We start from the raw sequence: 21,218 nt of genomic DNA on the forward strand, positions 1-21,218 counted from the left end.
TTTATAGTTTTTTGTAATATTTGCTACCTCATGTATCACAGAATAATCATTCAAATAAATGAAATTATCGAAATTTTGGATGCTTTTTTGACCACTTTTATTGTCAGTAAAATATAGGATTAATACCTCACTTTTCTTGTCTATTGAATTAATCTGATCGTAACAAAATTTACATGATCTATCAGAAACCAGCACAACAAAATTAAAGTCTAGACATTCTTTGGGAAGCAATATTTGAATTGATGAAAATTCCAAATTTGATTTTCCACAACCCACAATTCCAAAACTTAAAAACACAATTACAAATAGCCTAATCGACAATAATTTCAAGAATTTCATACCCATCTGACTTATTAAAGTTTTTATTAATTAAAATTGATTTATTCTCTAAAAAAATTGGTCCATAGGGAGAAAAGTCATCTGCTAAAGGAATATAAAGTTGATTTGATTTCCCATCGGTATTATTAATTACTTGAAGAAAAGAATGATACAAATAGTTGTTTTCTTCAAAAATATTGGAAGGGATCTTATTTTTTTCAACTACCTCATTATAGAGTAAAGCGATTCGATTAGAATCAACTTTTATGTCAACAATTTGTGGCTTGGAATGCCTTAACAAAAATTCAATTTTTACACTTTCGTTTGGATCACTTCTCTCACCATTGTTCAGCCCAACAGAAAACGGCGTAAAAGACTGATTATAAAACTGAATTGGAATAATTTTCTCAAGGTTGAAGTTCAAATCATAAATAAAAATTTGATCAGAAAATTCATATACAACATAAACTTTATCATTGTAAACATCAAATTTTGGAATGGAACTTGACCAATATCTCTTATTGGTTTTTATGGATTTTTTTATTTCATCGTATTCATTTAACCTTAAATGAAAAGAATGCGACAAATAATTATCTGAGGAATCTAAAACCACTTTAAGGAAAACATAGCTCGAAGAGAAAAAATCTTTAGTGTTTTTCATGAAATCCATGCTTTCCGAAGTCATTAATAGAGTTTTTTTTGAATCATTTTTTAAAATTTTTGCCCTTGAAGCAATGGATGGCAAATAGAAGTTTTCATCTATATATTCGTTTAATTTTAATTTTTTAACAAATTGAAAATTTGAATCAAAAAAGGTAAGCATTGGAATATTACCTTGTTCTACAATAATTATATTATTGTCTAGATCCCAAAGTGGTTCTATAAAAGAACCTTGAAACCCTCCTTTAGAATCGGAAACCAGACTAATTAAGGCTAAATCTTCAAATCCAATATTACTGAAATGCAAATCAAGGTCAGGGTAATTAAAAAGCAATAGAGAATCACTCCTGAATTTCTCGATATTTGAAAATCTAAAATTAACTGAATCGGAATTCAGTTTAAGAGTATCAATAATTGAATAAGCCCCCAAATCAACGGTGATGTCTTTAATTTGAGGTATATTTTCCTGACTTTTTGTTTGGCAAGAATAGCCTATAGAGATGAGAAACAAACTAAGGAAATTAGAATAAATACGGTGTTGAATGATATCAATGCAATTTTTAACAATCATAAATATTTTTTGTGGGCTTTTGCTGTACCTAATTTAGCTTAAGAATTAAAAAAATAAAGTCTGCCCTAAATATAGGGCAGACTTTGATTAAAATTAGGTTTGTGGTTTCGGTCTTACCGGTTTAGTACAATTATCCGAAGGTCCGTCACAGACTGCAATACCTTGAACTGAACTTAAAGTAGCCCATTCCCAATCAGTATTTGCATTAACGTTTTTATTTGAACCTACCAATATTGGTAAGCTTAAAATAAACAGACTTAACAAAACTTTACTAGTCTTTCTCATAATCATTTCATATTAAATTAAAGCTTCCACACACAGATAGGCAGTGCGGTTCTCCTAAAAAAGTATGCTTTACCGGTAGATTTACTTTCTGTGAACTAAATTACCCCCCCCATCTGCATTTCCTAATTCTTCCAGAAAATTAGTCGACTAATTTAAAATTGAAACGGATAAGTTTTCAGATAGAAAATTTTATTATCACCAATAAGGGTGGATGTTAAAAAGTTTGAAAAAGTAAGTTCAAAATTGGATCCTGAAGGAAAAACCTTACTTAAACTCCCTTTACTCTAATTCCTTCAATTTCATTTTCAATATTACAGGAAAATCGGTGTCTCCTTCTTCTTTTTTGAGTTTTTGGATCTGAACCATGTGCTTCTTCAAAATCGGTTCCTCAGCAATTTCCAGCAATTGATACAGTGAAATGGAAAACAAAACGGAGTTGCCCTCCACAGCCATTGGGCCTGCCATCTTTTCCGAAAGGCTATTTTCTTTAGTGATATAAGTTTGATTAGTTGATTTGTCATATACCCCGGTTCTATAATCAACAACCTTTTCGGCTATAGCTCTTTTCTTTTTGTTCCATGTAAAAAAAAGATGGCTTTCCGATTCCTCAAAAAAGCGCGTTAGAAATGAAATTTGTCCGGAAGCCAAAGACTCGAAATACTTAATCACTTGATGTTTTTTATCTGTTGGCCACATTGGTTCATTACTTTCAAACTGGTATTTGGGAAAGGTTTCCGCTCCGTTTATTTCAAAAATCACCGAGTTTGCAGGCTCATGGTACAAAAACCCTCCCTTTTCAGAACCTGAAATATGGCCTGAGATCCATCTAAGCAGCATCGCATCCATTCCCTTAGGGAAAGGGAAAAATTTATTGACACTAGTCCCGGAACTATCTAGCGTCTCAAAATTGTAAAAGTCTTCATTAAAATAGGTAATTGACATTCCAATATTTCTGTCTTTATCGACAGCAATCATTTCGGATTGGCTTTTTAACCTAATCTTTCTTTTGAAGTTCCCTTCCAAATCAAAAAAGGAAATTGACATTCCTGACATACTTACCACAAGAAGTTCTTTTGCTGATTTGCTCAAAGCAAAATCAGAATAATCAAGCAAATCCTCAGGCCCCTCTCCCAACTTGCCGATTTTGGCCAATGCCTTTCCTTCAGGTGAAAATTTGAGAAGTGTCCCAAAATCCAGGTCGAGTAGGTAATAATTACCTTCAAAAGTTTGAAGCCTATAAATACTTACCAAAGTCTCCCCATCCGGAACATCCAAAGGAATGATTTCTTCGATTTCAAATAGATTCTCAATTTCGATCTCTGTTTTGACAAAAACAGTATGCATTGCTTTGAAATCAGTTTGATCTACTTCTTCTATCACTTTCGCTTCCTTTTTTCCCTCCTTGCAAGAAACAGTCAATATCATTACCAAAGCAAACAATAACAAAGGGAGTAGACGCATATTTCTTTTGAATATCGAAAACTTTAAGAAATAACTACAGACCAAATCAAAAGTTAATTTGAGGAACTGGCTTACTATTTTGTATCCATCGGAAAAACATAAAGTTTATTGGTAATTAACCCTTGAGCATATATTTTCCTTTCATATTTATCATAATGAAATGACATAAAATTATAATCATCATCCTCTGATCCCGTTACAAACCGATAAATATTCCTTAAATAAATTTCATTATTTTTTAATTGAAGTTGAAGTAAATGCCTTGTTCCTGAACGATCCAGACCTATCCGATCTGTAAATGTTATAAAAATCATATCACCAATTACTTGTGAGTCTAGAATAAGTTGAGGAATGGATCTTTTATCTTCTGCCTTTTCCAAAGCAGCTAAGTCTACCTTTAACGAATCAAATCCCCTTTTTATAGGTTCATATTCTTTTAAATCAATACTGCTCAAAATTTTTCCTTTTGAATTATAAATCTCAAGAACACCAAACGTAACTGATGTAACTATGTATTCGTTATTTTCATTTACTTGTACAAGTTTGGATTGATTGTTTTTTCTACTGAATGGATCAGGTATTTTTGATCCAAAATCAAATAATTTCTCCCCTTTTTTATTTGCCTTTGTAATTGCATTTCCTGACTCATCAGGAAGTCTAGAAAATAGAAAATTCCCTTCTAAATCGATACTAAACCTCTTCCCTGTTGTGGCAAATGGAATTTTGAATGAATTCAAAAATCTACCTGAATTAGATTGAAAAAAATTCATTCTTCTATTTTGAATATCCTCAATAAAAAGTGTGTCGTTTTGATAAACAACGTTTATAGGTTGTTGTAACTCACCTGGACCGTCACCTTTGTTATTTATCAAATATTGGGGATCAAAATTTTTATCAGTTGCAATTAGAACTCCCTGACTACGATCAACTATGAAAATTTGGTCTTCATTTGAAACTAAGTTAATATTGGCTATATAGTATAAATCTTTAATGGATTCTATTTCTCTTTCTGGTTTTAATAATTTAACCTTTATTTCATTATTTTTTGTTTTGCAAGAATTGAACATCAAAATAAAAAAAAACATAATTATAATTGACTTAACCTTCATACTTGTTTTCATGTTTTTTATAATTATATAGAGATTTTATAGCACTAAAAACTCTGATGATTGCAAGGTTAAAAATTCTTGTAATCATCAGAGTAATTAAATAATTTAAGGTATGTCATCGCAGTACGATGAGGAAACTGATCCATTTGCACCATAACAGGTTACATAACTAGATCCGGCTTCGCACCGGGTTCCAGTACAAGAAATCCGTTCTGCGTTTGCACACATAGTAACAGATTGGCAAGCAAATACCTCATTCAATGTCGTTAATAATAAGGCACAGGATAAAGAAAGAATTAATTTTTTCATAATCATTTCATTTTAAATATACGATTCCACACACAGACAGGCAGTGTGGTTCTCCTAAAAAAGTTTGCTCAACCGGTAGATTTACTTTCTGTGAACTAAATTACCCCCCCCCCAACTGCATTTCCTAATTCTTCCGGAAAATTAGTCGACTAATTTAAAATTGAAACGGGTAAGTCGTCAATTAGGAAAAACAATTATTCTTAATATTTAAAAATTACCAAAACGCATATCACTCGTGGTTATTGAATAGGATTACAATAAACTAAGTTATTAAACAAATTCAAAAGGGTTGATGTTAAAAAGTTTGAAAACAATAATCTCTATGCTCTTTCCTTCCATTCAATTTTCCCTTTCTAATTTATAAATACTAATTATCCTATATCCAGAGACTTTGATATTAAAAAACTCAGGATTATTGTAAAGGCTATTTTTGTTTATCATTTCAAATTTCTCTTTTTCATCTCTTGGATTCAATAAGGACATAAAATAATCCGCGTCATTCAAATTGGAAACAAAGTGAAGTCTTTCGGCTTCTTTTTTGGGAAAATTCATGGTATTGATCTTTCCGATAAAATCATGGCTGTAAATCATCAAACTATCATCATCTGTTTTTTCCAATAGATATTTCAATGCCTGCTTGTAAGACAAGCCATAATAATCACGCTCAAAGTTGTGTTCGACATTTCGAACCAATTCATTGAAATACACATTTTGATGGGGATGATTTTTAAACATAAAAACCAATGTTTGGATTAGGTTAAAAACAATAAAAACACTTAGAATTCCTGAGACAAAGATTCTTTTTTTCAGTAGGAAACTACTTCTTACAAATAAAAAAAGAGACATGAACCCCCTCATTCCGATCAAAAGAAAAAAAGGATAGATGAAATATAAGTGCCTCCATCCATTATAGAGAACTGAATTAAAAATAATCACCGCAATAAGAGGCCCTAAAAATAAACCCAGAAATATCAAATCCATTTGATTCGATCGGGATTTTAAATAACTCCATTTTTGATTGTATAAAGATTTAGAAATAGAAAAAATTCCTGCACAAAAAAACAGGACTATTGAAAGCGGAGTAGTAACCAAAATCCAAGAGGGTATATAATACCAAGGCAAGTTATTAGAATTAACCATTTGACCCCAAAAAAGAATATTACCATACCATCTGAACTTTTTCATGCTGTTAAATGAGTACAATAAATTACCAAGTGGGTCCTCCCAAAGTATTGGCCAAAAAATAAGAGTTGAAAGGCATAGGGAAAAAATAAAAATTGATGATACTACAAGAAAATTCCTAATTAACTGGCTAGACGACCGTATTTGATAGATTCTTAATAAAATAAGCAATAAAGTGAAAATAGGCATATAAATACCAACTATTCTAGTGCCTACTACCAGACCACATGCAACTCCATGCCATACAGCACTTGAATTAGTTGGTTGGAAAAAAAATTTAACCATTGTAAAGGCGGAAATAATAAAAAAAGACATCAAGGGGATATCTTTAGGATTATAAAAAGAATCAGCAAATAGACGTGGGCTCAGTAAGAAAAAAATCACCCCCAATAGGCCTATTTTCCAGTCCTTATACCGCCATTCTATGATTTTATAAAAGAAGATCAAACTCACGCAAAATAGTAAAAAAACCAAAAGATGACGTAAGAGAAATACGTCCTTACTGTTGTCAATATTAAAAAGTAACTCCAAACTATATGCTGTAAATTGAAAAATAAGCCCATAGTCCCGATGGTCATAATTTATTAGATTAATTTCGGTTCCTTTTGGAATACTTGAAAATAAACCAAATTTTTCATTCACATAATCAAATGCTACAATCCCATGTTTCCTTTCAATCGGTTCATCAATGGAAATTCCATAGTCACCTACTTTCAAAGTCCCAAATAATAAAAGTATTGCAAAGAAAAAATACACATAATTATTCATTCCAATAAAATGTTCATTAATAAAAAATCCATAATAAAATCATTTAAAACTTCATTCATCTTTTAACTCAATCAATTTTTCTTTAAAATCAGGGAATGACGGATTGCCCATTCCAACTATCTCATTGTCTTTAACCAAATAGGAAATAAAAGTCCACTCCTTTCCTTTAACGTTTAATTCCCTAAACTCTTCACTTGGATCATGAATAATTGGATGGGTAAAGCTAAACTGCTTTAGATTCCTGATCAATTTTGCTGTATCCTTCTCTGATACATAGAATAAAAATGCAATATCTTCAAATTCAGAAATAGCACTTTGCCAATCCAACTTGAGTGGAGAATGTGTATCGCCGTGTCTTGCAAAAACCACTACCTTATATTTTCTATCATACCAGCTTTTATCAAACTTTTGTGATTTATCTATTTCAATAAATTCTAGGTTTTTGGGTAGAACAATTTCTCGAAATTCACTTTCACTTTTTTTATTATTACATCCTGTAATAGCCGTACCTAGTGCAAAGCTTAATACGAGGACAAATTTGAAATTATCTCTTAGCATTTTTCTTATTTTTTGAGTTTCAAGTAAGCCAAAACAGGATTGTCATCTATTTCAATACCTGAATTCAATTGTAAATTCAGTAATTCAGCATTTTGTAATAAAACTTTGGGAGGTATTGAAAATATAAGAAGGTTTGAACCTGTCATGCCAATTGGATACTGTAACAGTTCTATCCAAGGTCCCTCTAGCTTATTTTTAACAATTTCTTTTGATCGTTTATCAAAAAATACTTGATATAATTCTGAAGTATTTTCTTTTTGAAATACCAAATTAGTATAGCCAAGGTCAGGACTTTCAAAGTGATTCCTAATGCTAAAGAACCCATTATTATTTAGTTTCTCAAAAGCGACCATCATATCATTTTCAAAAAAATCCTGTTGAATATTATTTCTGCCAAAATCAATAATATATTTTGTTTTTAAAGCTTCCTCTGTTAACTCATAAATTTTATTGCTAAATGATTCAGTTAAAAATGTACTGCCATTATTCGTGAAAAAATTCCGTTCAATAACGGGCATCATTTTTCCTGAGTAATCATTATTAAGAAAACCTGAAATGATGTTTCCCTGAAGATCTAACTTAGAGACACGATATTCAGCAAAGGGAAAGTTATAACTGGAATATATGTAATATGTCTCTCCAATTTTTTCGAATGAAAACCCGATAATTTCTAATTTAAGCTTATTCACGATTTTTTCACCTATTATTGAAAAATAGATAATTTCTGAATAAGCTCCTTTTCCACTTAAAATCTCAATATTGTCACCTGAAATAATAAAATCGGCTATGCTATTGACCCGCTCAGGTCCTTCACCAACACTTATAATTTGGGAAACATATCTTCCTTTCTGATCAAATTTGTGAATCCCATCTCTGATTTTTTCATCAAAAACGAAAATGAAATCTTCTGTAGTCTTGACCGTCAAGTTATTTGAAAGAAAGTTGTTTTGGGTGGTTTCTAAAGGAATTAATGTGTAAATCTCAAATGAATGGGAATCCATTTGAATCTTGTCAAAAACGAATGTAAAACTTTCTTCATCTCCCACACCTGTATTTGATTTGACGGGTTTTTCACAAGCGTAAAAAGTAAATACAAAAGCAAATATTTTAAGTATTCTTAAATTCCTACTTACCATATTTAAAATGAATTATGCTGTAATCAAGACTAAATAGTGAATTCAATTTAACAAGATTTCTGATAATTTTGAGATTTAAAATATTTCCATAATCAAAAAATCGCATATTACTTGTGGTTATTGAATATGATTACAATAAACTAAGTTCTTAAACAAATTCAAAAGGATAGATGTTAAAAAGTTTGAAAAAATAAGTTCAAAATGGAATTCTGATGGAAAAATTTATAAAGAGTGCCATGACATCAAATAATCAACCTCGCTTTTTAGATCAAAAGATAACTCTGGCTTTTTATTTCCTTTTTCTTTTTTTTAAAATTTCTTCAAGATTCAATAATCAAATTCAACCACATTTGGATTATCATCCTCTGATAACCCGTAAATTTTTCTCGAAACTTCATCAACAGTAAAGCTTGATAGTTTAAAGTTGCTTAGGATAAAATGGTTAATTGGTTTTCCCTCAAAATTAAACTCAAAAATTCTGTCAGGTTCTGACGAGTCTGTCAAATTCCTGAAATTCTTATTAGAATACAAAAGAAAAAAACTGTCTTTCCCCACATAGGAGTCTAAATATTGGTCCTTAAGGTTGTCAAGGTTATAATCAGGCATCTGATAACCCATACTGTAAGCGATGGTAAATTCAGGAATTTGGTCAATAGGACCGAAAAAAGTTCTAGTAGTTTGTTTATCTAGATCGATTATTTCAAAATAATCTACTATTATGCCGGCTTTCACAAACATTCTTTTTTGGAGGTTTCCTTTCAAAACACCTTGATGAATGTTGCTTACCAAATTGGCATCGAGATTTTCAACTTTGTGTCCGTTGGGTAATTGTCTGCCAATCAAAATATCCTTCCAATTTCCAAAAAATGCTAAGGTATCCCCACTAAATGACATTTCGATGTATTTTGTCCATCCATCTACCCCATTTCCAAATATTGAATTTGTTGATGCCAAAGTTGCATCTGTCATAAAAACCGTACTTCTTTTAGGACTTACCTGTTCTGACGCTAATTTGGATGAATCTGAAATATCAAATTTTGAGAATAGAATCCGCTCAAAATCATATATCCAAAACTCGTCATTTTCTGAAATATGCTCAATTTGTTGTACTTGGGTTATCTCACCAGGCCCTAACCCATCTATTCCTTTGCTTGAAACATATTTCCTGTTTAGGGGCTCTAGGATATGAATTTTGTCATTCTGGACTGTTTTACTCTCTGCAACGATCAAATAATTCCCGGTGAAGTGAATTTTGTATGGAATTAAAAGTTCATCATATAAATGTTTTGTACCGATTAGCTTACTCGGTGCAGGAAGATTATCCAAGGAAAAGACATGACGTTCTACATCCTTTTCTGCACAGCCAAAAAAAAGAGCAACTGTGTAAATCAAAAGCGGTAAAAGTCCTTTCCAAAAATTAAGTGGGTTAACCATAATCGATTGTTGATAACATCCGCAATTTCATTTCAAACTGATTCCAAATCAATATCAGCTAAAATTAAAAAAATAAAACTAAATCTACTTGTATTTCTGTAGAAAAAATTTAGACAAAGACTAGATCAATGATACACATGATCATTTGTAAAAAATAAAATTTTATGATTATCTATTTATAAAAGAAAAAGCAAAATCAAGATTCTATCTGAAAAAAAACAGAGATTTTAATCAGTCTCGAAAAATCAAATCGAAACTTCCACCTTCTCAGCAAGGTCGATCTCAAATCCTATCATACACAGGTCCATTTTGTCAAATAAGATTGGTTCTTCGTAGATCCTCAGCCTGATATCATTCGGCTTGTTGTCCTGATAATGACTCATCAACAAGTTCACGGTGGCCTGATCAGGTACCTCGATTTTTACTTTGGCAAGGCCATCTTTGACCATGTCGATTTCTGTGGCGGCGGCACGAGATAAGTCGATGATTCTTTTGGAATTTTGTGGAAGGCGGTCATTGACCCGTACCCACACCACTTTGTCGTTTTTGAGATTGGTCACCTTCAGCATGGTGCCAAAGGGAAGGTTTTTGTGGGCAGCAGTCATTCGCTCCATGTCAAAAATCTCTCCGCTTGCGGTCTTTCTTAAGTGGAATTTGCGCCCATAATAACTTGCGACGCCTTCCTGAATTTTCAGCGAATCGCCTACATCAGCCTTAGGACCGCCTGCCAAAAGCGGCATCGGACCCATCAGCATCAGCAAAACGAATAGGATGTTTTTCATTTTCATTAGCTCGCATTTTACAATTAATGTGCCAATTGTCGTTTCGTTGTATCTAAAGGATACGGTAGATCCAAAACCGATACAAAACAGCAACCCAAAATAGGGAATAATTGGCATAAAAAATAAATGGGCTAAAATTAACTCTATTGATATTCTTAGTGCCTCAGCAAATCGGTTATTTATTTTACAGCTACTTTTTTTCTTGACAAAAAAAGTAGCCAAAAAAGTCAAGACGGCAGAATCCTATCCGCGCACAAGGCCTGGGCCGGCCCGGTCCGCCGTCATTCCTCCCCACGTCGAATGTATGGAGATCAGTTTTTAAAAAGAAAATTTTGTGGTGTGTTTTGTACGTACAACAATGCTGAAACACATTAATTCCTTAAAAGAAAACTGAATAATTTTAAAAATTTACGTACATTTAAAAAAACCTCACGTACATGGCCAGAAAACTCACACTTAATGTAGACGAAAACATCATCGAAAAGGCAAAGGTCTATGCTTCAGAGACGGGGCGAAGTCTATCCGGTTTGGTCGAAAATTACCTAAAAAATCTAGTCGAAGAACATCATCCTGAAAATTCCCAAAAGGAAAAAATAACAAAACTCGCAGGTAAAATCCAGATCCCCGAGGATTTTGATGAAGAAAAAATCCTTAGAGAATACTTTGAAGAAAAACATCTCAAATGAAAATATTTTTAGACACCAATATCCTTGTTGATTTTTTGACAGACAGAGGCGCATTTACAAAGCATGCCACAGAAATTTTCTTGTTGGGGACAGGTAATGTTTTGCTATACAGTTCCACCCATGCATTTGCTACCACCTACTATATTCTCAAAAAATATTCAGATGAAAAGGAGCTGAGGGCAAAACTCTTGGAATTGACAGAGTTGGTAGATGTGCTTGATGTCACAAAGGCACAGTTAAAAAAAGCGCTTATATCTGATTTCAATGATTTTGAGGATGCGCTTCAAATTTTTAATGCTGAGTCCACAGGTGGGATGGATTATATTGTCACCCGAAATCTTAAGGACTTCAGAAAATCCCCTATTCCCGCCATTGCTCCCGACGAAATGGTGGAAATAATCAAGAGACTAAAAAAATAAGCCCGATTAAAAAAGTCTTCTTATTTTTAAACTATGAAAATACTCCATACAGCGGATTGGCATTTGGGAAAAAGACTCCAGGAATTTTCCAGGTTGGAGGAGCAAAAGCTCGTCTTGGAAGAAATCATCCAGATCGCCGACCGTGAAGAAGTGGATTTGGTGCTGCTTGCAGGAGATATTTTTGACACATTCAATCCCAACCATGAGGCTGTTGAGCTCCTGTACAAAACCCTCAAAAAACTCTCCAAAGACGGCCAAAGACCTGTTATCGCCATTTCCGGCAACCATGACAGTACGCAGTTTGTCGAAGCCCCGGATCCCTTGGCAAGAGAAGTGGGCATCTTTTTCTACAGCCGATATGACAGCGTCATTCCTACAGGAAAATTGGATAACGGCATCGAAGTTACCCGCAGCGAACCGGGATTTGTGGAAATCTGTATCCCAAAAAACAATTTCCCCATCAGGGTTATCCTCGCTCCCTATGCCAATGAAGTGCTTCTCAAAACCTACTTGGGAGAGGGAGACAGAGAAGCGGAGTTCAGGGAAGTTTTGGCTAATAAATGGGGGAAAATTGCAGACACCTATTGTCATGACAAAGGAGTGAATCTCTTTATGGGACATTTCTTTTTTATGAAAGAAGGTGGTCCTGTCGAACCGGAACCGGAATCCGAGCGGCCCATCCTCCATGTCGGTGGCACGCAGGCTCTTTTTACCCACAATATCCCAAACCAGATCCAATATGCCGCTTTGGGCCATCTGCACCGCTACCATGCCGTGGGCAAAAATCCCTTTCCGGTGGTCTATTCAAGTTCTCCCCTTGCCTACTCCTTCAGCGAAGCCGACCAACAAAAACAGGTCATTATCATTGAAGCTGAACCGGGAACAGCCGTCAGTTACAAGGCTATGGGTTTGGAAAAAGGAAGGCCGCTGTATAGAAAAACCTTTGATGATCTTCCTGCGACGGTGCAATGGCTAGAGCAAAACCCCTATTGCTTTGTCGAAATAACCTTTGTCACGGAGCATTCCATAGATGCCGCTACCCGCAAAGCCATCATGAAGGCCCACGACGGGATTGTCAGCCTGATTCCCCAAATCAAAAATCCCCAAGGACAGGAAAGTCTCAGCCTGAAAGTCGAAGACCTCGGAAAGGACATGGTCACGCTTTTCAACATGTATTACAAAAGTGAAAAAGGTCAGGAACCCAATGCGGAACTGATCGGGATTTTTAAAGAAGTCATCAGCCAAGAATAGTCCAATCCTTTAAGAGTCCAAAACCCCTAATCCTCCAAGGGTTCAGAACCCTTGGAGGATTTCCTAAACAAACCAAAACTACCCATGATACCCGTTAAGCTCGAAATACAAGGACTTTATTCATACAAAGAAAAACAGACGATTGAGTTTGAACAGCTCACCGGAGCGGGTCTTTTTGGGATTTTTGGGGCTGTTGGAAGCGGCAAATCCTCCATTTTGGAAGCCATCCTTTTGGCGCTTTATGGCAGTACAGAGCGGCTTTCTGACCGGGGAGAGAAGAACAGCATGCTCAACCTGCAGAGCAAAACCCTGCTGATCAATTTTGAATTTCGATCAGGGAAAAACAATTCCAAATCCTACCTCGCCCGCTATGCTGCCAAAAGAAATCCCAAAAACTTTGAAGAGGTCCGGCCGGGTGAGCATACTTTTTATGAAAAAGACGGAGACAATCTGATTCCGATTACCCAAGGCGGTGAAGAAATCGTCGGGATGAAAAAAGAGCATTTCAAGCAGACTGTTATTATTCCTCAAGGCAAATTCAGGGAATTTATCGACCTGACTCCCCAACCACGTGCGGAGATGATGAAGGAGCTTTTTGGTTTGGAAAGATTCGACCTTTCCCAAAAAACAGGAAGCCTGCTCAAAGCTGTCAGGGAAGAAAAAATCAGGTTGGAAACCCAACTTTTGGCTTTGGTAGATTATTCTCCCGAAGCATTGAAAGACAAAGAAAACCTGCGTTCTGAAAAAACCATTTTCCTCGAAAAGGAAGAAAAAACCTTCCAAACCTTAGAAGCCGAATCTAAAAAACAGGAAGCACTGCAAGCCAAAAACCTGCAATTGATAGAACGACAGAAGGAATGGAATAATCTTGAAATCCAAAGACCGGAAATTGAAGCTAAAAAAGCCATTTGGAAGGATTTTCTCAAAGCCAAAACTTACCTGAAGCCTGTTTGGGACCAAATTCAAGAAGCCAAAATCGAATTGGAAAAATACCGGGTCAGTGTGAAAAACTGCACTGATTTCAAAAAAACATATGAAGGTGAAGTTGCTGATCTGGTAAAACAGGAAGCGGAACTCAAAATAAAAGCAGACGACCGCCCAAATAGAGAAGCGAAAATCCGTGACCTCAAAAAGGTGATCGAAATCAAAGGATTATTGGCGGGTTTGAAGGATGCGGAAAAACAGGTGGAAACGCTCAGCCCGCATATCGAAAGCCTGAAAAATTCTCAAAAGGATATCGAAAATGCAATCAAAGAAAAAGAATCCAAAATCGAAGGCATAAAGCTTCCGGATACAGACGAAATCTCAAACCTGAAAAGCGCAGCAAAAGATTGGACAAACCTCGAAAGCCAATTGGCAAAGTTGACAGAAGACTTCAATTTGCTCAGGCAGACATCGACAAGTTTGGATACAGCCATTTTTGATATCCAAAAACAGATTCCATCAGGGTTTGACAGCTTTGGAACTTGGATTGAAAACCAAAAAAAGCAAATCCAAAACCTTGAAACCGATAAGGAGAAACTACTCAGCAAAAAAGGTCTTGCTGCCCATGTCCATCTTTTGCAGGACGGGGAAGCTTGTCCGCTTTGCGGTGCCACCGAGCATCCTGACCCGATCACAGCAAGTCAGGAAGAAAGTGAATGGAATGATCTCTCTAAGCAAATAGAGGGGGCGAAATCGTCTTTGGAAAAAATAGTAAACCTATCCCAACAGCTCTCCGAGCAACAAATCCGTCAGGAAAATCATCGTCAAAACCTGGCAGCAAAAGAAAAAGAACTTGCCGATTCCAAGAAAGAATTGACTTCCCTGATGGAAAGTCTGAAGTTAAAAAACATTCCTTCCAAAGAGAGTCTGTCCAAGTTGATCGGAGATACTGATTTGGCTTTAAAGCAAAAAGACCAACTCGCACAGGAAATCAGGGAATTGAGAAAAAGCCAAGAGCAAGGAAAGGCTCTTTTGGAAAAAGAAGAACAGCAACTCCGTGCCGCCGAACAAAAGCAGGTGGCCTTGCACAGTACCGTTGCCGCCAAAAAAGATGAAATCAAAGACCCCATATTCACCAAACCTTTTTTCGAGAAACCTACTGATTACATCGAAAACGCCATCTTCACAGTAGAAAAGGACATCGAAAAAACCATCCAAGACCTGGACGGCAAGCGGAAAGTCCTCCAAGAAACCCGGGCGAAGCAATCCACCAACCTTGCAAATCTCAAGAATTTTGAAGATTTGGTAGAGAAGACAATAGTCAAAATTGTCGAGTTGGAAAGCCAATATGAAACCCTGAAAAAGACACATGGATTTGAAAGTGAGTCCGATCTTCAGGCCTTGTACCATCATTCCTTGGATGCCGACAAAACCGATGCGGAGATCCGCCAATATGAGGACAGGAGGCTACTTGTTCAAAATAACCTGGACAAACTTAAAGAGGAAGACGGTGTCTTGGACTTCAGCCAAGAAGCATTTGGGAGACTTTTGGATGAACTGAAGGAGAAAAGGTCAAGTTTGGAAGGATTCAGAAAACAACTGACTTTATTAATTCAGGACATCGAAGACAGCAAAACCAAATTGAATAAAAAACAAGAATTGGCAAAAGAATTCAGCATTTTGGAAAACAGGGAATCCAACCTGAGGGAATTGGACAACCTGTTCCGGGGAAGCGGATTTGTCAAGTATGTGAGCACGATTTACCTCAAAGAACTCTGCAATACGGCCAACCTGCGGTTTATGAAGCTCACCAAAAACAGCCTCAGTTTGGAAATTGACGACAACAACACATTTTGGGTGGTCGATTACCTCAATGGAGGCAAGAAGCGATTACTCAAAACCCTTTCCGGGGGACAGACTTTTCAGGCTTCCTTATGTCTTGCTTTGGCTTTGGCAGAAAAAGTCAAATCCCTCAATCAGGCCGATCAGAGTTTCTTTTTCTTGGATGAAGGTTTTGGGGCTTTGGACAGAAATGCCCTTCGTGTCGTCTTCGAAACCCTCAAGTCACTCCGCCACGAAAACCGGATCGTTGGCATCATTTCCCATGTGGAAGAACTCCAACAAGAAATCGGCGTCTATGCCAAGATTGAACTCGATCCTGAAAAAGGAAGTCAGGTGGGGTATTCTTTTTAAGACGGGAGATTTGAGACATGAGACAAGATTCCCCGTGGGTTTCAGTCTCTTCAGACCTATTGGTTCAGTCTTCCATTGGTTCAAGTCTCCTGACTTGGACCTTTAAAATGCAGTCTCCAGATTGCTAAGGCTGATGTTTGTACTTACTTAAATTCTTTATTCAGCCGATGTTTGTGTCTTCACAAAGATCTTAAAAAGACATTTTACTCAATTCATTGAGTATTTTTACTCAGTACCTTGAGTAAATTCAAAATTTCATCATATTTTATTTATTATCAACACATTACAAAAATATAATAAGAAAAAATTCAGCTTATTCATGAAAGAATATGAGACTAAAAGGACAAAAAAATCCTTCCTTTACCATTCATAATAAAACCATAACCTCCAAATAATATACTCCTCGCATGATTGGCTTAATTTCATAACTTCATAAATAAACATCCAATCCACCCATGAAAAAATACATACTACTCATCGGACTCTCTTTGTTGAGTTTGTCTGGATATGGCCAAAATACAGTCACCGGCTATGTGTATGAGGATCTCAATGCAAACGGAAAAAAAGAAAGACGTGAAAAAGGACTCCCAAATGTATCTGTATCCAATGGGATAGAAGTAGTCAAAACAGATGACAAGGGTCAATATGTACTTCCGATCAAGGAAGATCAGACCATATTTGTGATCAAGCCATCGGATTACGCCCTGCCAAAAAACGAAAACAACCTTCCCAAGTTCTTTTACAGCCATAAGCCAAAAGGTTCTCCCACCAACCTGAAATATGCAGGCCTCAGTCCGACAGGAGTATTGCCCAAATCGGTGGATTTTGGACTTTTGCCCTCCACGTCCGAAAGCAAATTTACTGCTTTGGTATTCGGTGACCCACAGCCGTACAATATGACGGAGTTGGGATATTTTGAAAAAGGAGTGGTCAATGAAGTCGCTGGCATTCAGGGAATCCGCTTTGGGATATCGGTGGGCGACATCGCAGGAGATGACCTGTCCTTGTACCCAGCCTATGCAAAAACCATCGGAAAGGTAGGCGTGCCTTGGTTTTCAGTTATGGGAAATCACGACATGAACCTTGACGCGACAGCAGACGAGCTGACAGACGAGACTTTTGAATCAATTTTTGGCCCTGCCACCTATGCTTTCAATGAAGGTGATGTCCACTTTATAGTGTTGGAAAATATCCTCTATCCGGATCCAAGAGACGGACAGGGATATTGGGGAGGATTGAGGGCTGATCAGTTACAGTTTGTCGAGAACAACCTCAAACTCGTTCCAAAAGACAAATTGGTCGTGGTATTCATGCATATCCCGTTGTTTGAAGAGGGAGAAAGCTACAGGGACGAAGACAGAGAAAAACTGCTGGAACTGCTCTCGGATTTCCCAAATACCGTGTCGCTCTCCGCACATACGCACTATCAGAAGCAGACTTTTTTCGGAAAAGCGGAAGGGTATAACCAAAGCAAAGCCCATCACCATTATAACATCGGCACTCCTTCGGGAGATTGGTACAGCGGAAGGATGAGAGAAAGCGGCGTGCCCGAATCCACCATGCGTGACGGTTCGCCAAACGGTTATGTATTCATGGATTTTGAAGGCAACCAATACAAAGCGAGGTACAAAGCAGCCGGGAAACCCGACACCTATCAGATGGAAATCTTTGCTCCAAAAGTATTGGAGAAAGGAAAAAGAACCTCCACGGGAATTATTGTCAACTTCTTTATGGGCACAGCCAATGATGAGGTACGTTACAGGATCGACAATGGCGAATGGAGAAAAATGACCAACCTCACAGATTACGACCCTTCTTATCTGCTCAAAATCTTCGAATGGGATACCACCGAAACACTCCTTGACGGAAGAAGGCCTTCCAATGCCGCGCGCACAGACCACCTTTGGAGAGCTCCGATATCTTCAGGTTTAGAATTAGGCGTGCATACCATCGAGGTCGAGGCCACGGACATGTTTGGCCAAAAACATACAGGAACCAAAACGTTTAGAATTGAGCAGTAATTGATCTCTAATCCATAAATCAATCGGATATTAATTGAAATCGGATATTGATGGATATTATGAGGTGAATTCTAAGTTTGATACTGGAACACATTGCCCATAAATCACAAGAAACTGAACACCCCAATCCTATACTTGGGGTGTTTTTTTATTCCTTTCTTCCAATGACTTGTTTGCGCCCGTCACGCTGAACGTAGTGAAGTGTCTCAGTTAAGAGAGATTCTTCACCTTCGCAGGCTGCGGTTACCAATTACGAATTCGTCGGAGCCGTCACTCTGAGTGTAGCGAAGAGTCTCTTTTTTTGAGATCCTTCATCCTCGTACCTCGGATTCAGGATGACGGGAATTCCATCGCCATTACCCTTTCTTAACATTTCAAAATTGTTAAAAACTTAGAATGACAGAGTTCAACCCTTATTCGTTTTCTAAAAGTCATAAGAAAGCTACAGGCAATTGTCACAGTATTTTTGGATTTCCGGTAAACCTTCATTTTTCTTACTTTTCGGTATTGAAAAATATGTCTAAATTATAAACATTAAAATGTTTATTAAATTGACATATTATGGAAAGGAAGAGGAGTATTGTCCACATGGATCTGGATTCGTTTTTTGTATCGGTGGAGCGGCTGTATGACAGCAGGCTGAATGGAAAACCCATTCTCATCGGCGGATCGGGAGACCGGGGAGTCGTGGCTTCCTGCAGCTATGAGGCGAGGAAGTTTGGTGTGCACTCCGCCATGCCCATGCGCACGGCGCGGCAGCTTTGTCCGGAGGCACTGATCATCCGGGGGGATTTTGAGAAGTACAGCCAAAAGTCCCACGAGATCACCGAGATCATCCGGGAGGATGTGCCGTTGTTTGAAAAGTCCTCCATCGATGAATTTTATATCGACTATACCGGTATGGACAGGTTTTTTGGTTGCTTCAAGATGGCGCATGAACTCCGCAAAAGGATCATCAAAGAAAGCGGTCTGCCGATTTCTTTGGGGCTTTCGGAAAACAAAACTGTCTCCAAAGTAGCCACCGGAGAAGCCAAACCCAACAACGAAAAGGAAATCCCCTATGGGATGGAAAAACCCTTTCTCGCTCCCCTATCCGTCCGCAAGATTCCCATGATCGGAGAAAAAACTTCGCACACCTTATACAATATGGGCGTCAAAAAGGTACAGACGCTGCAGGTCATGCCCGCCGAACTGCTGGAAGCTACTTTTGGGAAAAACGGCACCATGATCTGGGAAAAAGCCAACGGCATAGACCGCTCCCTTGTGACACCCTATTCCGAAGCAAAATCCATTTCGACCGAAAACACCTTCGAGCAGGACACCATCGATGTCAAGATGCTCGAAGCAAACCTCATCGCCATGACGGAGCAAATCTCCACCAAACTGCGCCAAAAACAACAGCTTACAGCCTGCGTGAGCGTGAAGATCCGCTATTCGGATTTTGACACACATACCGTGCAGCAGCGCGTGCCTTACACTTCTGCGGACCATACGCTGATCCCGATCGTGAAGGAATTGTTCAAAAAACTGTACAACCGCCGTATGCTGATCCGTCTGATCGGGGTGCGCTTCAGTCACCTTGTCCATGGCAATTACCAGATCAACCTCTTCGAAGATACGCAGGAGCAGATCCGGCTTTACCAGGCCCTCGACCGGCTCAATACCAGATATGGCGACAAAACCGTCTGCCGTGCCATCGGCATGTCCGTAGGCAGAAGGCGGTTCAATCCTTTTAATGGGGTGGCGATGTGAGGTATTATTCTACTTCTGAGCAGTTAAATGTTATCTAAAAAGTAATTTCTTATGGATGAGGAATGCTTTGAAACTTTGATTCCTTGTGAAGCTTTTCCAACCTAACCGAAAATAAACATGTAATTCTTCGATCGTAACCGAAAAATTACATGTTTAAAAGTGGATAGGGCCAAATTGGATGAATTGACCCTGCTCAATTCCATTGAAAAGTCAGGCTTTCAATTTTCCTTATTTAACTTCCTCCGGCTTTTCTTTATAAACTCTCACATAATCCACTTCCATCCTTTGGGGCCAAATATCAGCAGCAACACCTTTGCTGCCTCCCCAATCTCCGCCAACTGCAATGTTCATGATCAAGTGAAACGGCATATCAAATGGCCATTCTGCGGTATTTTTTTCAGTATTTACAAAAGTATGGTACAGTTCCCCGTCGATATAAAAATCAATTTTCTTTTCCTGCCAATCGATGGCATAAATATGGAATTCCTCTGAACAGGTAGGAACTGATTTGGTAGCTCCCTTTTGCGTCCCGATCCTGTGATTGAAAGCCTCAGTATGAACCGTCCCGTGAACAGTTCCCTGGTCATAGCCTACATGCTCCATGATGTCGATTTCGCCGCTTTTGGGCCATCCCCCGTATTTGTTTTCTTCGGGAAGCATCCATATCGCCGGCCAAGTCCCCAAGCCAGAGGGCAATTTGGCTTTAATCTCAATATATCCATATTGCCACGAAGAATTGCCTTTGGTAACTAATCGTGCCGAAGTGTAAGCCTTAGCATAACTGCTGTCCTGATGTGCTTCAATGATCAGGTTCCCATTTTCAACCCTTGCATTGGCAAGGGTTTCTTTGGTGTAATATTGCAATTCATTGTTGCCCCAACCGTGATCACCGACATCATAAGTCCATTTGGTTGAGTCCGGAAGGCCATTTGTTTCAAATTCATCTGACCAGACTAGATTCTGATCCTTTTCATTACATCCAAAAGCCATCAAAAGAAAGAAATAAATTGGTTTTACAATATTTTTCATAATAAATATCTAATATTTTTACTTTGGAATGGTATTTGTTTCATTTAAAATGTATTTTATTTTAAACTTAAACCAAAGCTATTATGTCACTTGACTTAAAGATTAAAGGAAACTGGAACGAACTGAAAGGTAAATTAAAAGAAAAATACGGGGAACTCACAGATGATGACCTTGTTTATGCAGAAGGTCAAGAAGACCAGTTGCTCGGTAGGCTCCAAAAGAAAACAGGCGCAGCAAAAGAGGAACTCAGCAAATTCCTATTTGGAAAAGAAAACCAAAACTAAAATAAGTACAAGAGCGGCCTCTGCCGCTCTTTTTTTTGCTGTCTATTTTAATTTCCATCCCGGAAGAATGATATTTCATTTTTTAT

General features: G+C 37.4%; 16 protein-coding genes. 7 read left to right on the forward strand and 9 right to left on the reverse strand.

Annotated features, from left to right (window positions below; all coding sequences use genetic code 11):
- Positions 1–310: 310 nt before the first annotated feature.
- From NU887_RS15860 to NU887_RS15895, 8 genes are all read right to left on the reverse strand, one after another.
- Positions 311–1,549, reverse strand: coding sequence for a hypothetical protein (locus tag NU887_RS15860; RefSeq protein ID WP_258424361.1), 1,239 nt, complete (start codon positions 1,547–1,549; stop codon positions 311–313).
- Positions 1,550–2,113: 564 nt separating this feature from the next.
- On the reverse strand, positions 2,114–3,295 hold the full coding sequence (locus NU887_RS15865) for a 6-bladed beta-propeller (RefSeq protein ID WP_258424362.1): 1,182 nt from the start codon (positions 3,293–3,295) through the stop codon (positions 2,114–2,116).
- 74 nt (positions 3,296–3,369) lie between these two features.
- On the reverse strand, positions 3,370–4,416 hold the full coding sequence (locus NU887_RS15870) for an NHL repeat-containing protein (RefSeq protein WP_258424363.1): 1,047 nt from the start codon (positions 4,414–4,416) through the stop codon (positions 3,370–3,372).
- A 636-nt stretch (positions 4,417–5,052) separates the two neighbouring features.
- Positions 5,053–6,663: an ArnT family glycosyltransferase gene (locus tag NU887_RS15875; RefSeq protein ID WP_258424364.1), complete on the reverse strand. Its 1,611-nt coding sequence runs from the start codon at positions 6,661–6,663 to the stop codon at positions 5,053–5,055.
- A gap of 51 nt (positions 6,664–6,714) precedes the next feature.
- Positions 6,715–7,221: a hypothetical protein gene (locus tag NU887_RS15880; RefSeq protein ID WP_258424365.1), complete on the reverse strand. Its 507-nt coding sequence runs from the start codon at positions 7,219–7,221 to the stop codon at positions 6,715–6,717.
- Positions 7,222–7,226: 5 nt separating this feature from the next.
- On the reverse strand, positions 7,227–8,357 hold the full coding sequence (locus tag NU887_RS15885) for a 6-bladed beta-propeller (protein WP_258424367.1): 1,131 nt from the start codon (positions 8,355–8,357) through the stop codon (positions 7,227–7,229).
- A 327-nt stretch (positions 8,358–8,684) separates the two neighbouring features.
- The gene (locus NU887_RS15890; protein ID WP_258424369.1) at positions 8,685–9,791 is read right to left on the reverse strand and encodes a TolB-like 6-bladed beta-propeller domain-containing protein; all 1,107 of its coding nucleotides are present in this window, start codon (positions 9,789–9,791) and stop codon (positions 8,685–8,687) included.
- Between the two features lie 245 nt (positions 9,792–10,036).
- Positions 10,037–10,573, reverse strand: a complete 537-nt coding sequence (locus NU887_RS15895; protein WP_258424371.1) for a septal ring lytic transglycosylase RlpA family protein — start codon at positions 10,571–10,573, stop codon at positions 10,037–10,039.
- A gap of 437 nt (positions 10,574–11,010) precedes the next feature.
- On the opposite strand from NU887_RS15895, the gene NU887_RS15900 reads away from it, so the two are divergent.
- From NU887_RS15900 to dinB, 6 genes are all read left to right on the forward strand, one after another.
- Complete coding sequence (locus tag NU887_RS15900) at positions 11,011–11,259, forward strand: DUF6364 family protein (protein ID WP_258424372.1); 249 nt, start codon at positions 11,011–11,013, stop codon at positions 11,257–11,259.
- Positions 11,256–11,678: a type II toxin-antitoxin system VapC family toxin gene (locus tag NU887_RS15905; RefSeq protein WP_258424373.1), complete on the forward strand. Its 423-nt coding sequence runs from the start codon at positions 11,256–11,258 to the stop codon at positions 11,676–11,678. The genes NU887_RS15900 and NU887_RS15905 overlap by 4 nt, the downstream gene beginning before the upstream one ends.
- Positions 11,679–11,711: 33 nt before the next feature.
- On the forward strand, positions 11,712–12,929 hold the full coding sequence (locus NU887_RS15910) for a metallophosphoesterase family protein (protein ID WP_258424374.1): 1,218 nt from the start codon (positions 11,712–11,714) through the stop codon (positions 12,927–12,929).
- Between the two features lie 84 nt (positions 12,930–13,013).
- Positions 13,014–16,046 carry an SbcC/MukB-like Walker B domain-containing protein gene (locus NU887_RS15915; RefSeq protein ID WP_258424375.1) on the forward strand — a complete coding sequence of 1,011 codons (3,033 nt, stop codon included), beginning with the start codon at positions 13,014–13,016 and terminating at the stop codon, positions 16,044–16,046.
- Positions 16,047–16,501: 455 nt separating this feature from the next.
- Positions 16,502–18,067 (forward strand): calcineurin-like phosphoesterase C-terminal domain-containing protein, encoded by a 1,566-nt coding sequence (locus NU887_RS15920; protein ID WP_258424377.1) that lies wholly within the window; start codon positions 16,502–16,504, stop codon positions 18,065–18,067.
- 561 nt (positions 18,068–18,628) lie between these two features.
- On the forward strand, positions 18,629–19,819 hold the full coding sequence (dinB, locus tag NU887_RS15925; RefSeq protein ID WP_258424378.1) for a DNA polymerase IV: 1,191 nt from the start codon (positions 18,629–18,631) through the stop codon (positions 19,817–19,819).
- Positions 19,820–20,047: 228 nt separating this feature from the next.
- On the opposite strand, the gene NU887_RS15930 is transcribed toward dinB, so the two are convergent.
- Positions 20,048–20,848 carry a glycoside hydrolase family 16 protein gene (locus NU887_RS15930; protein WP_258424379.1) on the reverse strand — a complete coding sequence of 267 codons (801 nt, stop codon included), beginning with the start codon at positions 20,846–20,848 and terminating at the stop codon, positions 20,048–20,050.
- Positions 20,849–20,931: 83 nt separating this feature from the next.
- Between NU887_RS15930 and NU887_RS15935 the strand changes: the two genes are divergently transcribed.
- A complete protein-coding gene (locus NU887_RS15935) occupies positions 20,932–21,132 on the forward strand; it encodes a CsbD family protein (protein ID WP_258424380.1) in 201 nt (66 codons plus the stop codon).
- The last annotated feature ends 86 nt before the right edge of the window (positions 21,133–21,218 follow it).

Origin of the sequence: Aquiflexum gelatinilyticum, from assembly GCF_024741135.1 — a bacterium.
In the GTDB taxonomy this organism is placed as follows: domain Bacteria; phylum Bacteroidota; class Bacteroidia; order Cytophagales; family Cyclobacteriaceae; genus Cognataquiflexum; species Cognataquiflexum gelatinilyticum.

Coding starts and splice junctions, on each gene's coding strand:
- NU887_RS15860 (WP_258424361.1), bottom strand. CDS start 1,549: ATGATTGTTAAAAATTGCATTGATATCATTCAACACCGTATTTATTCT.
- NU887_RS15865 (WP_258424362.1), bottom strand. CDS start 3,295: ATGCGTCTACTCCCTTTGTTATTGTTTGCTTTGGTAATGATATTGACT.
- NU887_RS15870 (WP_258424363.1), bottom strand. CDS start 4,416: ATGAAAACAAGTATGAAGGTTAAGTCAATTATAATTATGTTTTTTTTT.
- NU887_RS15875 (WP_258424364.1), bottom strand. CDS start 6,663: ATGAATAATTATGTGTATTTTTTCTTTGCAATACTTTTATTATTTGGG.
- NU887_RS15880 (WP_258424365.1), bottom strand. CDS start 7,221: ATGCTAAGAGATAATTTCAAATTTGTCCTCGTATTAAGCTTTGCACTA.
- NU887_RS15885 (WP_258424367.1), bottom strand. CDS start 8,357: ATGGTAAGTAGGAATTTAAGAATACTTAAAATATTTGCTTTTGTATTT.
- NU887_RS15890 (WP_258424369.1), bottom strand. CDS start 9,791: ATGGTTAACCCACTTAATTTTTGGAAAGGACTTTTACCGCTTTTGATT.
- NU887_RS15895 (WP_258424371.1), bottom strand. CDS start 10,573: ATGAAAAACATCCTATTCGTTTTGCTGATGCTGATGGGTCCGATGCCG.
- NU887_RS15900 (WP_258424372.1), top strand. CDS start 11,011: ATGGCCAGAAAACTCACACTTAATGTAGACGAAAACATCATCGAAAAG.
- NU887_RS15905 (WP_258424373.1), top strand. CDS start 11,256: ATGAAAATATTTTTAGACACCAATATCCTTGTTGATTTTTTGACAGAC.
- NU887_RS15910 (WP_258424374.1), top strand. CDS start 11,712: ATGAAAATACTCCATACAGCGGATTGGCATTTGGGAAAAAGACTCCAG.
- NU887_RS15915 (WP_258424375.1), top strand. CDS start 13,014: ATGATACCCGTTAAGCTCGAAATACAAGGACTTTATTCATACAAAGAA.
- NU887_RS15920 (WP_258424377.1), top strand. CDS start 16,502: ATGAAAAAATACATACTACTCATCGGACTCTCTTTGTTGAGTTTGTCT.
- dinB (WP_258424378.1), top strand. CDS start 18,629: ATGGAAAGGAAGAGGAGTATTGTCCACATGGATCTGGATTCGTTTTTT.
- NU887_RS15930 (WP_258424379.1), bottom strand. CDS start 20,848: ATGAAAAATATTGTAAAACCAATTTATTTCTTTCTTTTGATGGCTTTT.
- NU887_RS15935 (WP_258424380.1), top strand. CDS start 20,932: ATGTCACTTGACTTAAAGATTAAAGGAAACTGGAACGAACTGAAAGGT.